Source organism: Erwinia aphidicola, assembly GCF_024169515.1.
Taxonomy (GTDB): Bacteria; Pseudomonadota; Gammaproteobacteria; order Enterobacterales; family Enterobacteriaceae; genus Erwinia; species Erwinia aphidicola.
This window is the reverse complement of record NZ_JAMKCQ010000001.1, coordinates 2,668,173-2,681,146: the sequence shown is the minus strand read 5'-3', so window position 1 is coordinate 2,681,146 and position 12,974 is coordinate 2,668,173. Positions and strand designations below refer to the sequence as shown.

General features: G+C 53.8%; 13 protein-coding genes. 8 read left to right on the top strand and 5 right to left on the bottom strand.

The window, feature by feature from the left end; all coding sequences use genetic code 11:
* The first annotated feature begins 36 nt into the window (after window positions 1–36).
* On the top strand, window positions 37–699 hold the full coding sequence (gene can / locus J2Y91_RS12415) for a carbonate dehydratase (RefSeq protein WP_048914959.1): 663 nt from the start codon (window positions 37–39) through the stop codon (window positions 697–699).
* Between the two features lie 280 nt (window positions 700–979).
* Here can and hpt read toward each other — a convergent pair whose 3' ends face one another.
* The gene (gene hpt / locus J2Y91_RS12410; RefSeq protein ID WP_048914958.1) at window positions 980–1,516 is read right to left on the bottom strand and encodes a hypoxanthine phosphoribosyltransferase; all 537 of its coding nucleotides are present in this window, start codon (window positions 1,514–1,516) and stop codon (window positions 980–982) included.
* 250 nt (window positions 1,517–1,766) lie between these two features.
* Here hpt and J2Y91_RS12405 point away from each other — a divergent pair, with 250 nt between their 5' ends.
* Complete coding sequence (locus J2Y91_RS12405; protein WP_133624446.1) at window positions 1,767–3,044, top strand: cystathionine gamma-synthase family protein; 1,278 nt, start codon at window positions 1,767–1,769, stop codon at window positions 3,042–3,044.
* Window positions 3,045–3,180: 136 nt separating this feature from the next.
* Here J2Y91_RS12405 and cueO read toward each other — a convergent pair whose 3' ends face one another.
* Window positions 3,181–4,785, bottom strand: coding sequence for a multicopper oxidase CueO (gene cueO / locus J2Y91_RS12400; protein ID WP_133624448.1), 1,605 nt, complete (start codon window positions 4,783–4,785; stop codon window positions 3,181–3,183).
* A gap of 180 nt (window positions 4,786–4,965) precedes the next feature.
* Between cueO and J2Y91_RS12395 the strand changes: the two genes are divergently transcribed.
* The 5 genes from J2Y91_RS12395 to J2Y91_RS12375 all read left to right on the top strand — a co-directional run bounded on the left by J2Y91_RS12395 (window position 4,966) and on the right by J2Y91_RS12375 (window position 7,894).
* Complete coding sequence (locus tag J2Y91_RS12395) at window positions 4,966–5,313, top strand: YacC family pilotin-like protein (protein WP_048914955.1); 348 nt, start codon at window positions 4,966–4,968, stop codon at window positions 5,311–5,313.
* A 99-nt stretch (window positions 5,314–5,412) separates the two neighbouring features.
* The gene (gene speE / locus J2Y91_RS12390) at window positions 5,413–6,270 is read left to right on the top strand and encodes a polyamine aminopropyltransferase (RefSeq protein WP_133624451.1); all 858 of its coding nucleotides are present in this window, start codon (window positions 5,413–5,415) and stop codon (window positions 6,268–6,270) included.
* Between the two features lie 27 nt (window positions 6,271–6,297).
* A complete protein-coding gene (gene speD, locus J2Y91_RS12385) occupies window positions 6,298–7,107 on the top strand; it encodes an adenosylmethionine decarboxylase (protein WP_048914972.1) in 810 nt (269 codons plus the stop codon).
* A gap of 186 nt (window positions 7,108–7,293) precedes the next feature.
* On the top strand, window positions 7,294–7,752 hold the full coding sequence (locus J2Y91_RS12380) for a hypothetical protein (protein WP_133624453.1): 459 nt from the start codon (window positions 7,294–7,296) through the stop codon (window positions 7,750–7,752).
* Window positions 7,712–7,894, top strand: coding sequence for a hypothetical protein (locus J2Y91_RS12375; protein ID WP_133624455.1), 183 nt, complete (start codon window positions 7,712–7,714; stop codon window positions 7,892–7,894). Before J2Y91_RS12380 ends, J2Y91_RS12375 begins: the two co-directional genes overlap by 41 nt.
* A gap of 88 nt (window positions 7,895–7,982) precedes the next feature.
* Here J2Y91_RS12375 and yacL read toward each other — a convergent pair whose 3' ends face one another.
* The 3 genes from yacL to J2Y91_RS12360 form a co-directional block, all read right to left on the bottom strand.
* Entirely contained in the window at window positions 7,983–8,345 is a 363-nt protein-coding gene (gene yacL, locus J2Y91_RS12370; protein WP_048914942.1) for a protein YacL, read from the bottom strand.
* A 161-nt stretch (window positions 8,346–8,506) separates the two neighbouring features.
* The gene (gene acnB / locus J2Y91_RS12365; RefSeq protein WP_099754541.1) at window positions 8,507–11,104 is read right to left on the bottom strand and encodes a bifunctional aconitate hydratase 2/2-methylisocitrate dehydratase; all 2,598 of its coding nucleotides are present in this window, start codon (window positions 11,102–11,104) and stop codon (window positions 8,507–8,509) included.
* 602 nt (window positions 11,105–11,706) lie between these two features.
* A complete protein-coding gene (locus tag J2Y91_RS12360; RefSeq protein WP_253538466.1) occupies window positions 11,707–12,093 on the bottom strand; it encodes a cupin domain-containing protein in 387 nt (128 codons plus the stop codon).
* Between the two features lie 150 nt (window positions 12,094–12,243).
* On the opposite strand from J2Y91_RS12360, the gene J2Y91_RS12355 reads away from it, so the two are divergent.
* Complete coding sequence (locus J2Y91_RS12355; protein WP_253538463.1) at window positions 12,244–12,936, top strand: helix-turn-helix transcriptional regulator; 693 nt, start codon at window positions 12,244–12,246, stop codon at window positions 12,934–12,936.
* Window positions 12,937–12,974 lie beyond the last annotated feature (38 nt).

The following is a 12,974-nucleotide window of genomic DNA, read 5'->3' as shown; positions in this document are numbered from 1 at the left end:
TACGGTACGCATTTCGAGGTAGTGGCAGACATCATTATGAAAGACATTAACACCCTTATCAGCAACAATCGCCAGTGGTCCAAATTACTGAAAGAGGAAGATCCCGGTTTCTTTGAACGCCTGTCTCTGGCGCAGAAGCCGCGCTTCCTGTGGATTGGCTGTTCTGACAGCCGGGTACCTGCCGAGCGCCTGACCGGGCTGGAGCCGGGTGAACTGTTTGTTCACCGCAACGTCGCCAACCTGGTGGTGCACACCGATCTCAACTGCCTGTCGGTGGTGCAGTACGCGGTTGAAGTGCTGGAAGTGGAACACATTATTATCTGTGGTCACTACGGCTGCGGCGGCGTTCAGGCGGCGGTGGATAACCCGGAACTCGGCCTGATTGACAACTGGCTGCTGCATATCCGTGATTTGTGGTACAAGCATAGCGCGTTACTCGGTGAACTGCCGCCGGAAAAGCGCTTTGATAAACTTTGTGAAATCAACGTGATTGAGCAAGTTTACAACCTCGGCCACTCCACCATCATGCAGTCAGCGTGGAAACGCGGGCAGAAGGTCAACATTCACGGTTGGGTTTACGGTATTCAGGACGGTTACCTGCGCGATCTGGAAGTCTCCGCAACCAGTCGTGAAATCCTCGAACAGCGCTATCGCCACGGTATCGCCAACCTGCTGAACGACCCGGATCTCAATCCGTAATCCACATTTATAACCTTGCTCTAAATAATTCACGCTGGATGACAAAAACGCCATGCGTTTTTGAACAGCACCAGTGCTGGCCCCGTAAGGGGCGAGGCCCAAACTTGGGCCGAGTAACGCGGCAAGCCTGCGAATCCCCAGGAGCATAGGTAACTATGTGACTGGGGTGAACAGGAGAAGCCAACGCACAGCCAGCTTGAAGAATGACGAGCAAGCGCAGTATGGTATTACAGGCCGGAAACTCCGGCCTTAGTCGATTGTGCTGTGGATAAACCTGCGATTACTCGTCCAGCATCACCACTTTGCCCACGTACGGCAGGTGGCGATAGCGCTGGGCATAGTCAATGCCGTAGCCCACCACAAACTCGTCAGGAATGGCGAAACCGACATACTCTACCGGCACGTCCACTTCGCGGCGGGAAGGCTTATCCAGCAGGGTGCAGATCGCCACGGATTTCGGGCCGCGCAGGTTGAAAAGCTCACGCACTTTGCTCAGCGTATTACCTGAATCGATAATATCTTCGACGATCAGCACGTCTTTACCGCGAATATCCTCATCCAGATCTTTAAGGATTTTCACATCACGGGTGCTCGAGGTGCCATTTCCGTAGCTCGACGCCGTCATAAAGTCGACTTCGTGGGGGACATCAATGGCGCGACACAGATCGGCCATAAACATAAATGAACCGCGCAGCAGGCCAACCAGCACCATTTCACTACCGCTGTCACGGTAATGTTCAGTGATTTGCTGGCCGAGTGCGGCAACGCGGGATTTGATCTCCGCTTCGGAGATCATAACTTCAACGGTGTGTTTCATAGCTCTTCGTCGATTGCTCAGGGAAAGCGCCGCAGTTTATCACACTTCTCACGCCCGACGCTCGCTGTTGCGCAACGTGGTTTTCATTCGCGCGTGACAGACATATAGACTGCTGTACGTTCAGATAGCCACATTTCATATCGCATAATGATTTAACCATAGAGCGTTTATTCATTTATCAGCACAACCTGCCACATGCTAGCTTAGCGTCCACAATGATAAAACATCATGCCAACGGGCAGGAGAGCACATGGCTTCATCACATTCCAAAAAGACGCATATCGGCACGCGCGAGCTGCAGCCCGAAACGCAGATGCTGAACTACGGTTATGACCCGGCGCTCTCTGAAGGCGCGGTTAAACCCCCGGTGTTTCTCACCTCGACCTTCGTGTTTAACAGCGCGGAAGAGGGGCGGGATTTTTTTGATTACGTCTCGGGCCGCCGTGAACCCCCTGCGGGCGAAGGCAACGGGCTGGTCTATTCCCGCTTCAACCACCCCAACAGTGAAATCGTCGAGGATCGGCTGGCGATCTACGAGCGTACCGACAGCGCGGCGCTTTTCTCGTCGGGGATGTCGGCGATCTCCACCACCCTACTGACCTTTGTGAAACCGGGTGATGTTATCCTGCACTCACAGCCGCTGTATGGCGGCACCGAAACGCTGCTAAGCAAAACCTTCCACAATCTTGGCGTGACCTCGGTGGGCTTTAGCGATGGTGTTAATGAAGCATCGGTACAGGCGGCGGCGGATGCCGCGATGGCGCAGGGGCGGGTATCGGTGATCCTGATTGAATCCCCGGCGAACCCGACTAACAGCCTGGTGGATATCGCGCTGATTAAGCGCGTGGCCGACAAAATTGAACAGCAGCAGCAGCACCGCCCGGTGATTGCCTGCGATAACACCCTGCTCGGCCCGGTGTTTTCCCGCCCGACGGAGCACGGGGCGGATATTTCGCTCTATTCCCTGACCAAATATGTCGGCGGCCACTCGGATCTGATCGCCGGGGCAGCGATGGGCAATAAGACCCTCATCCGCCAGGTGAAGGCGCTGCGCAGCGCAATCGGCACGCAGCTCGATCCGCACTCCAGCTGGATGATTGGCCGCTCGCTGGAGACGCTGGCACTGCGCATGGAGCGGGCGAACGATAATGCCGCCGCCGTGGCGGAGTTTCTGCGTAGTCATCCGGCGGTCGAGCAGATTCACTATCTGCCATTCCTGGCGGCGGACTCTGCGGCTGGGAAAACCTGGCGCGCCCAGTGCAGCGGTGCCGGTTCGACCTTCTCGTTCGATATTCGGGGCGGTCAGGAGGCGGCATTTAAGTTCCTCAATGCGGTGCAGCTGTTCAAGCTGGCGGTCAGCCTCGGCGGCACCGAATCTCTCGCCAGCCATCCGGCCAGCACCACCCACTCCGGCGTGCCGCTGGAGGTGCGCGACCGCATTGGCATAAAATCCTCTACCATCCGTTTATCGATCGGTATTGAGAACAAAGATGATTTGATCGAGGATTTGCGCCTGGCACTGGGATAGAGGCGGGCGAGGCATGCCTCGCCTGGCACTGGGATAGAGGCGGGCGAGGCATGCCTCGCCCCTACAAAGGCAAGGAGATGTTTTCGTAGGGGACGACCTTTTTTCCGGTCGTCCCGTTTAGCTGGCACCCTCGGGCTTATGCCACGGTAAACCCGAGCATCATCCCGGTGTCTTCGTGCTCCAGCAGATGGCAGTGCGCCATATAGGCCTGGTCTGGCGTGGCCTGATGGTTAAACCGGACCAGCACTTCGCTGCGCCAGCCCTCAACGCGCACCGTGTCCTTCCAGCCGCTGCGGTGCGGTGCGGGCGGTTTACCGTTTTCTGACAAAATGCGAAACTGGGTACCGTGAATGTGGAACGGATGCAGCATCTCATCGCCTTCGCCCGAGATAGTCCACTTCTCATACGCGCCCTGCTTCACTTCGAACGCGGGTTTATCCATGTTGAACGCCACGCCGTTGATCTGATTTCCCTGGTGGAAGTCCCAAGCTTTCGGCGCTTTGGCATGATCCATTCCCGCCATCTCGCCGTGATCCATCCCCGACATCGCCATCTGCGGCTTAGCGTCCGCCTTGCCGCTGTCGTGCGCATCCATACTCATGCCTGCCATCGACGCATGGCCGTACTTCTCCATCAGCGCCTGCATGCCGCGACGGTCCAGCTCAGGGTCCATCATCAGCTGTAGCCAGCGCGTATTGGCGCCCTGCGCCGCGGGCACGGCAGGCATCTCAACCAGCCTATCCGGCAGCGTGCCGCTGGCCTGCACCTGCAGCGGCGCAATCGACAGTACCGGCAGCGGCTGGTTAAACGGCGGTAGCGTCATCCCCATCTGGCGCACCGGCAGCGTTTGCAGGTCGAACGGCTTGCCATCGGTGGTATCGACCAGCACTTCGAAGCGCTCGCCCGGCATCATCGGCAGCTCGCTAACCTGCACGGGTTCACCCAGCAGCCCGCCATCGCTGGCAATGACATACATCGGGCGCTTATCGCTGGTGGTGATATTCAGCGAGCGGGCGTTACAGCCGTTGAGCAGGCGCAGGCGCAACCAGCCGCGCGGCACGCCCGCCTGCGGGTAAATCGCCCCGTTAGTCAGCATGGTGTCGCCAAACCAGCCGACGGCGGCACTCATGATATCCAGCTGATAGTCGATCTGGCTGCCGTCAGCGGTTAGCCGCTTGTCCTGCAGGATCACCGGAATATCATCAATGCCCCACTGCTTTGGCAGCAGCAGCTTGCCGCTCTCCGGGTCGTTAATCAGCACCAGCCCGGCCAGCCCTTGCGCCACCTGATAACCGGTACGGCCATGCTGGTGCGGGTGGAACCAGCAGGTCGCGGCAGGTTGGTCCGGGGTAAAGGTCACGCGGCGGCTCTGGTTAGGCGCAATGCGCGCCTGGGGTCCGCCATCGACCTGGCCGGGCAGCTCCAGACCGTGCCAGTGCACCGTCGTCGCTTCCGGCAGGCGGTTATACACGGTGATGTTGACCTCTTTGCCACGCTCCAGCTGGATTGCCGGGCCAAGCAGAGCGCCGTTATAGCCCCAGGTAGGGACATTTTTTCCGCGCCAGCTGCTGCTGCCCGCCTGCGCGATCAGGCTAATTTCACTGCGTGCATCGGCAGTGAGTAATGAGGGGATCGGCAACAGCGGCCGCTGTTCCGCCGCCATCAGCGAGCAGCTCCACAGCGGCAGTGCGCTGGCAGCGCCCAGCGCGGCGCTTAATTTGAGAAAATCACGGCGTTGCATCGTCCATTCCTTGCGTCAAACGTGAATAATGCGGGCAGCATAAACCCTGCCCCAGCGGTAAGGTCAAGCCCGTTTACTTTGTGCGGATTGGGCGCTTCAGGAATTTTCTACGCTAATTTTGGCTGGCACCTGGCCTGAACTGTGCTAACGTCAGGTTATTGCACACGTATGAGAATAACTATGAAGAAAAGCATCAAGGCTCTGTTGCTGTTAGGGCTGTTTGGCTTCTCCTCCACCAGTTTCGCCCTGAGCGAATCGGAAGCAGAAGATTTGGCAGATTTAACCGCCGTATTTGTTTATTTGAAGAACGACTGTGGCTATCAGGATTTACCGGACGGGCAAATTCGCCGGGCACTGGTCTTTTTTGCACAGCAAAACCGTTGGGATTTAACCAATTACAACAGTTTCAACATGAAAGCGCTGGGTGAAGACAGCTATCGCGATCTGAGCGGTATTGCCGTTCCTAATGATACCAAGTGCAAATCTCTCGCACGGGACTCGCTGAGCCTGCTCGCCTACGTGAAATAAACCTCTGATATCCTTCCTGCTGCCGATCATTTGACCGTGCAACCACGGTCATAAATGGCTATGATATTGGCCCATTTTTCGTCAGGAGGAGTCCCCACCATGACCGATAAAGAAATGTGGTATGAAACGCTTCATGCCGGATTCGGACAGTATTTTTCTGTCGATAAAGTACTGTATCGCGAACCAACCGGGCATCAGGATCTGGTCATTTTTGAAAACTCCGCGTTAGGTCGCGTCATGGCGCTGGACGGTGTGGTACAAACCACCGAGCGCGATGAGTTTATCTATCATGAGATGATGACCCACGTTCCGCTGCTGGCTCACGGCGCGGCAAAACACGTGCTGATTATCGGCGGTGGCGATGGTGCCATGCTGCGTGAAGTCAGCCGTCATCAGAACATCGAAAAAATCACCATGGTCGAAATTGATGCGGGCGTGGTGACGTTCTGCAAACAGTACCTGCCGAACCACAGCCAGGGCGCTTATGACGATCCGCGCTTTACGCTGGTGATCGACGATGGCGTGAACTTCGTGAGCCAGACCGGTGAAAAGTTTGATGTCATTATCTCTGACTGTACCGATCCGATTGGACCGGGGGAAAGCCTGTTTACCTCAGACTTCTATCAGGGATGCCACCGCTGCCTTAATCCTGGCGGCATCTTCGTGGCGCAGAATGGCGTCTGTTTCCTGCAGCAGGACGAAGCCGTCAACAGCCACCGCAAGCTCGGCCACTACTTTGCGGATGTCAGCTTCTATCAGGCGGCGGTGCCGACCTATTACGGCGGCATCATGACCTTTGCCTGGGCCAGCGACAACCCGGCGCTACGCCAGCTGGATGCGGCCACTATCGCATCGCGCTTTGACGCAGCAGGACTGACCTGCCGTTACTATAATCCGGCAATCCATACGGGCAGTTTTGCCCTGCCGCAATATCTGTTGAATGCGCTGGCTGACTAGCCGGGCATTCTTAGGGGGTGAGTGAAATTGCAAAAGCTGAAACTACATGGCTTCAACAACCTGACGAAAAGCCTGAGTTTTTGTATCTACGATATCTGTTACGCGAACACTGAGGCTGAACGCGACGGATACATTGCGTACATTGATGAGCAGTATAATGCTAACCGCCTGACCGAAATTCTGAGCGAAACCTGCTCGATTATCGGGGCGAACGTGCTGAATATCGCACGCCAGGACTATGAACCACAGGGTGCCAGCGTGACGATTCTGGTGAGCGAAGAGCCTGTCGATCCGCGCGATATCGATACCTCCGAGCACCCCGGCCCGCTGCCAAACTCCGTGGTTGCGCACCTTGATAAGAGCCATATCTGCGTGCATACCTACCCGGAAAGCCATCCCGAAGGCGGGCTCTGTACTTTCCGTGCCGATATTGAAGTATCAACCTGCGGCGTGATTTCGCCCCTGAAAGCGCTGAACTACTTAATTCACCAGCTGGAGTCCGATATTGTCACCATCGACTATCGCGTGCGCGGCTTTACGCGCGACGTCAACGGGGTGAAACACTTTATCGACCACGAGATCAATTCGATCCAGAACTTTATGTCGGACGATATGAAGTCGATGTATGACATGATGGATGTGAATGTCTATCAGGAAAATATGTTCCATAGCAAAATGCTGCTGAAGGAGTTCGATCTTAAACATTATCTGTTTAATACCGACCCTGCCGACCTCAGCCCGCAGGAACATAAGCGCATCACCGATCTGCTGTGGAAAGAGATGCGTGAAATTTACTATGGCCGCAACATTCCAGCCATTGGATTAAAAGCGCCTTAACCGCTTAACTTATCGCTTTAAGTTATTCGTATAAATAAACGGCCTGCGGGCCGTTTTTTATTTCTGCCATTTTCATTTAATTACATCCTAATTTGCGTAACGCTACGCAATAAATCCGCTGCCAGCCTGTTGCTCTCCCCTTGCTGCATGAGGCACGATAGCTGCACTGGCATAAGGATAAATGCGATGAATGATTTCAAGGTGATTAATATTGAAAATACACTACATATTGGTTTTTTTTCATTAGGGGACAAACCCTATGAGGTTTATTTTTCAGAGATCAGAGAACAACAAAACACTGCATTAACCTTACCCGATGATTTTACTTTTCCAACTAACGGTATGTTCGAAATTGCGTTCGACTGCATCGAAAACCAGATTAATAATACCCATTTGGCCAGACAAAATATCGGAAGTAAAGCAGTTATTGTATTTAGAAGGGTTATTGAAACCATCTTATCCCACTATGAGGAACATCATCCTGAGATATACTGTTTTATCGCCAGCGATGAAAAACTGAATCAAGTTTATCACTCAATTTCGAGTATACTGCTCAGGCAACATAAGGGATTTTCTTTGCAACGAGCTACAGGAGATAAGGAATATGTCATTAGAACACCAAACAGCTTCCCTGAAGAATTATGACCGAGCGCGTGCAACTCAGGTTAAATTAATTGAACGGGCCCAGGCTGCTCTGGCAGAGGCACGTAAAAATGGCACCGTAGAAGTGATTACCACCAAAGACGGCACGCAGTTTCTCAGCGTGAAAATGAAGCCCGAGTCTTAACAGCGCAGGGCCATGACCAGCCCCTACGGGATGAGGTTGCCCCCATCCCAGGGGCGATCTTTTGTTTTGATCGGCCCGCATCCGCTGCTCATCGCCCCTGCAAAAACGCGCGATAGGCGGCGATCACCGCGAGAAAATCCTCCACGCCGCAGAACGCCAGGCTCTCTTCGTCGTAATAGCTCATGCCGTCTTCCATCTCGTCGCCGTCAAAACCGAGCTGATTGGCGCGGATCATCACCTCTTCTTCATCCAGCAGCAGCGTGTACTCTTTCCCCACCCGCTGCCACTGGCGCACGCTGCCTTTCACTTCAGCCACTGCCGCTTCCACTTCATCCAGCAACGCGAGGTTTTCATTCACCTCATCATTAAACCAGTGGCCGACGGCCTCGTGGCCCATCGTCATGCGGACTTTCACCACGCCGGTGATGTCCCTTAAAAATTCGTATTCCATGATACTTTCCTCCAGCACAGACGGCTTACTGTTGCGCGTCTGCCCCGACAAATCTGAGCTTGAGCGCGCATTATCGCAGCCCGCCTGCACAAAAGCAGCGCTTTTACGTCAGGCATAAAAAAACCGGGCACGAGGCCCGGTTTGTCAGCGCTGACTGGGGGTTAAACCGCAGTCTGGAAAATCACGCCGTCAGCTTTGTCGGTGTACTGGCTCAGCTGGTCAAAGTTCAGGTAACGGTAGGTATCCACCGCGGTTTTGTCCACCTGGTCCATGAACTTCAGGTACTCTTCCGGCGTTGGCAGTTTGCCCAGCAGAGACGCTACCGCAGACAGCTCGGCAGACGCCAGGAAGACGTTGGCACCGGTACCCAGACGGTTCGGGAAGTTACGCGTGGAGGTCGACACCACCGTTGCGCCATCTGCCACACGCGCCTGGTTACCCATGCACAGGGAACAGCCGGGGATCTCGATGCGCGCACCGCTCTTACCGAACACGCTGTAGTAGCCCTCTTCAGTCAGCTGCGCCGCGTCCATCTTGGTTGGCGGAGCCACCCACAGACGGGTTGGCAGCTGGCCTTTGTGCGCATCCAGCAGCTTACCAGCCGCACGGAAGTGACCGATGTTGGTCATGCAGGAGCCAATAAACACTTCGTCAATCTTGGTGCCCTGCACGTCGGACAGCAGGCGGGCATCGTCCGGGTCGTTTGGCGCACAGAGAATTGGCTCTTTGATGTCGGCCAGATCGATTTCGATGACTGCCGCGTATTCCGCGTCAGCATCGCCTTCCATCAGCTGAGGATCCGCAAGCCATTTCTCCATGCCCTGGATACGGCGCTCGATGGTACGACGGTCGCCGTAACCTTCAGAGATCATCCACTTCAGCAGCACGATGTTCGAGTTGAGATACTCGATGATCGGGTCTTTGCCCAGCTTGATGCTACAGCCCGCTGCAGAGCGCTCTGCCGAAGCATCGGACAGTTCGAATGCCTGCTCAACTTTCAGGTCAGGCAGACCTTCAATTTCGAGGATGCGGCCAGAGAAGATGTTTTTCTTACCTTTCTTCTCAACGGTCAGCAGGCCAGCTTTGATCGCATACAGCGGGATCGCGTGTACCAGATCGCGCAGGGTGATGCCAGGCTGCATTTTGCCTTTGAAGCGCACCAGCACCGACTCTGGCATATCCAGCGGCATAACGCCGGTTGCCGCAGCAAACGCCACCAGGCCAGAACCCGCCGGGAAGGAGATGCCGATCGGGAAACGGGTGTGCGAGTCACCGCCAGTACCGACGGTATCCGGCAGCAGCATACGGTTCAGCCAGCTGTGGATAATGCCGTCGCCAGGGCGCAGCGATACGCCACCACGGTTCATAATGAAGTCAGGCAGAGTATGGTGCGTGGTCACGTCCACCGGCTTCGGATAGGCCGCGGTGTGGCAGAAGGACTGCATCACCAGGTCCGCAGAGAAGCCCAGGCAGGCAAGATCTTTCAGCTCATCACGGGTCATTGGACCGGTGGTATCCTGCGAGCCAACCGAGGTCATTTTCGGTTCGCAGTAAGCACCAGGGCGCACGCCGTCAACGCCACAGGCGCGGCCAACCATTTTCTGCGCCAGGGAGAAGCCACGGGTGCTGGCCGCCACGTCTTTCGCCTGCTCAAACACGTCGCTGTGCGGCAGACCGAGAGATTCACGCGCTTTGGTGGTCAGGCCACGGCCGATAATCAGTGGAATACGGCCACCCGCACGCACTTCATCCAGCAGCACGTTGGTTTTCAGTTCGAAATTAGCCAGCACTTCACCGGTTTCGTGATGACGCACTTCGCCTTTGTAGGGATAGATGTCGATCACATCGCCCATATTCAGACGGTCAACGTCCACTTCGATCGGCAGTGCGCCGGCATCTTCCATGGTGTTGAAGAAGATCGGCGCGATTTTACCGCCGAGGCAGACACCGCCGCCCTTCTTGTTTGGCACGTAAGGGATATCGTCGCCCATAAACCACAGCACCGAGTTGGTGGCGGATTTACGTGAAGAACCGGTACCGACCACGTCACCTACGTAAGTCAGCGGGAAGCCTTTTTGCTGCAGGGCTTCAATCTGTTTGATCGGGCCAACGTTACCGGCATCATCGGGTTCGATGCCTTCGCGGGCGTTTTTCAACATCGCTAACGCGTGCAGTGGAATATCCGGGCGCGACCAGGCATCCGGCGCCGGAGAGAGGTCGTCGGTATTGGTTTCGCCGGTCACTTTGAACACGGTTACGGTGATTTTTTCTGCCAGTTTCGGACGCTTCAGGAACCACTCGGCGTCAGCCCAGGACTGAATAATTTTCTTCGCGTGAGGGTTGCCCGCTTTGGATTTTTCTTCAACGTCATAGAAGTTGTCGAACATCAGCAGCGTGTGGGACAGGGCTTCAGCGGCAATTGGCGCCAGCTTTTCATCGTCAAGCGCTTCGATCAGCGCATGGATGTTATAACCGCCCTGCATGGTGCCCAGCAGCTCAACGGCTTTTTCAGGAGTAACCAGAGGAGAAGTCGCTTCGCCTTTCGCGACAGCAGCCAGGAAACCGGCTTTGACATACGCCGCTTCATCTACGCCCGGCGGCACTCGGTTAATTAACAGGTCTAACAGAAACTCTTCTTCACCCGCTGGAGGGGCTTTTAGCAGTTCAACCAGCGCGGCCATTTGGGAAGCATCTAACGGTTTAGGAACAATCCCCTGGGCAGCACGCTCGGCAACGTGCTTACGGTATTCTTCTAGCACGACGTTCTCCTCACTCTCATTGTATTTGGCATCCCGGGCTACCTAAGTCACCGCGAAGTGAAAACAATCCGTGTGTAGGGTAAGGTGCCCGGTTTCGCGAGTGGCAGCATAGCAGGATTCGGCCTGCATGTTAATCTGTTTACAAAAAAGCAACATCAGCTTGCTGCTGATTCACGCGGCAGTAAACGGCCTTTTGCAGCGCTTTTCACTACCTTTTCAGGCTTGTTTTGGCAATCACACTGCGACAGCGATTAAAAAACCGCATATCTCCCGCACAGTCATCTCCCATCAGAGCCTGTGGAAATAATTTCAGCTTATTTATCAGATGGGTTTGATAACTTATGGGGTGGGATTAATGGGTTAGTCAGGGGCGATCAGGCTGAAGGTGCACTTTTAAACGTTCCTTTCAATCACGCCTTATATCAATATATCAATGAATTTTTTAAGCTACCTGCGCGGCAATAAATGAGAACTTTCTAGCGGAATTTTCTAAGCTGCATGCCGGGCAGTGAACCTTTAGCAAACTACTCTAACCCGTTATAAACATGATTCAATTGCTGAATGCGCGCGGTGGGCAGCATTTCGCCGCCCCGTGAATTTACTCAGCTGGCTATATCGTCAAAAAAGGTTCTATCGGTGGTGATATGTGTAGGCGGGCACAAAAAGATAAATTCCATGTCGGTGAGCGCTATCAGCTGATGCGCAGTATCTGGATATATGCAAAATACCGAACCTGACTTTATCGGATCCGAACGGGTATTTTTCACCGTATCATTGTCACTGTCCCCCGTCCAAATCGTCCCCCTGCCTGACAGGATAATATACCACTCTTCCCCTTCGCCATGACTGTGGCACGTCACCCGTTTTCCTTTGGCCAGCGAGGTGCCGTAGGCACATAGCCCGTTCTTAATGACCATCTCAGTGATTGAAATCCCTGCCAGCTGATCCTTTTCTGCACGTTCAATATTAAAATCTGATATTGAAATCACGTTTGGCTCCTTTGTTTACAATTTAGAGTAACTTTTACCCTATAAAATCGGCACTACAAACAATCTAATTACCTACACTCATAATACAAACATGTAAAAGAAAATAATTACGCTTCATTAAAATGGATGCATTACTACAAGGAAAACAGAATGAAAGACATGTTCAAACTGAGAACCAGCATCAATAATATGATTAGATTCTGGGAGGTTAGCCAGGAACCATGGGGAGCGAAAGATGCCACATCAACGTTTATCTATGCAAATGGTGCTTATTGCAGATTACTGGGGCTGCCTGCAGGCTACGACGTGTCTGGAAGACTGGATGGCGAATTGCCGGCATCAACAGCGCGCTTTCAGGAACAATTCCAGGCGCATGACCGTAAAGTTGAAGCAATGCAGGATCGCGTCACATCGATAGAAATTCATCCATTTGAAAAACATGACTGGCTGCAACCCTGGTATTTTGACAAATATCCCTTGTTTGATGATGTGGGATTGTGCTGTGGGACTATTTTTCATGGCCGCCCCGTAGATGCACTGGTGTTAACCAGTCTTGAAAGCATTCAAATCCCAACATCGCTCGTATTTACTCCCCCATCAGAGCTGTTTACAACCAGTGAATGGGATTTGATTTTTTATGTCATCCATGGTTTTACAGGTAAAGAGATATCAAACAAACTATGTCTGTCCAAAAGAACCATAGAAAACAGAATGCGGGTCATCCATAGCAAAGCCAATGTAAATAATAAGCGCGCATTCCTGGACTACTGCTTTCAGCATAATTTCAACAGTTACATCCCACAGAATTTCTTTCAAAAGCCTGAATCAAAAGTGGGGAAATGAACCAAAAAACCTTCTAACACATGATTACATGAAAAACA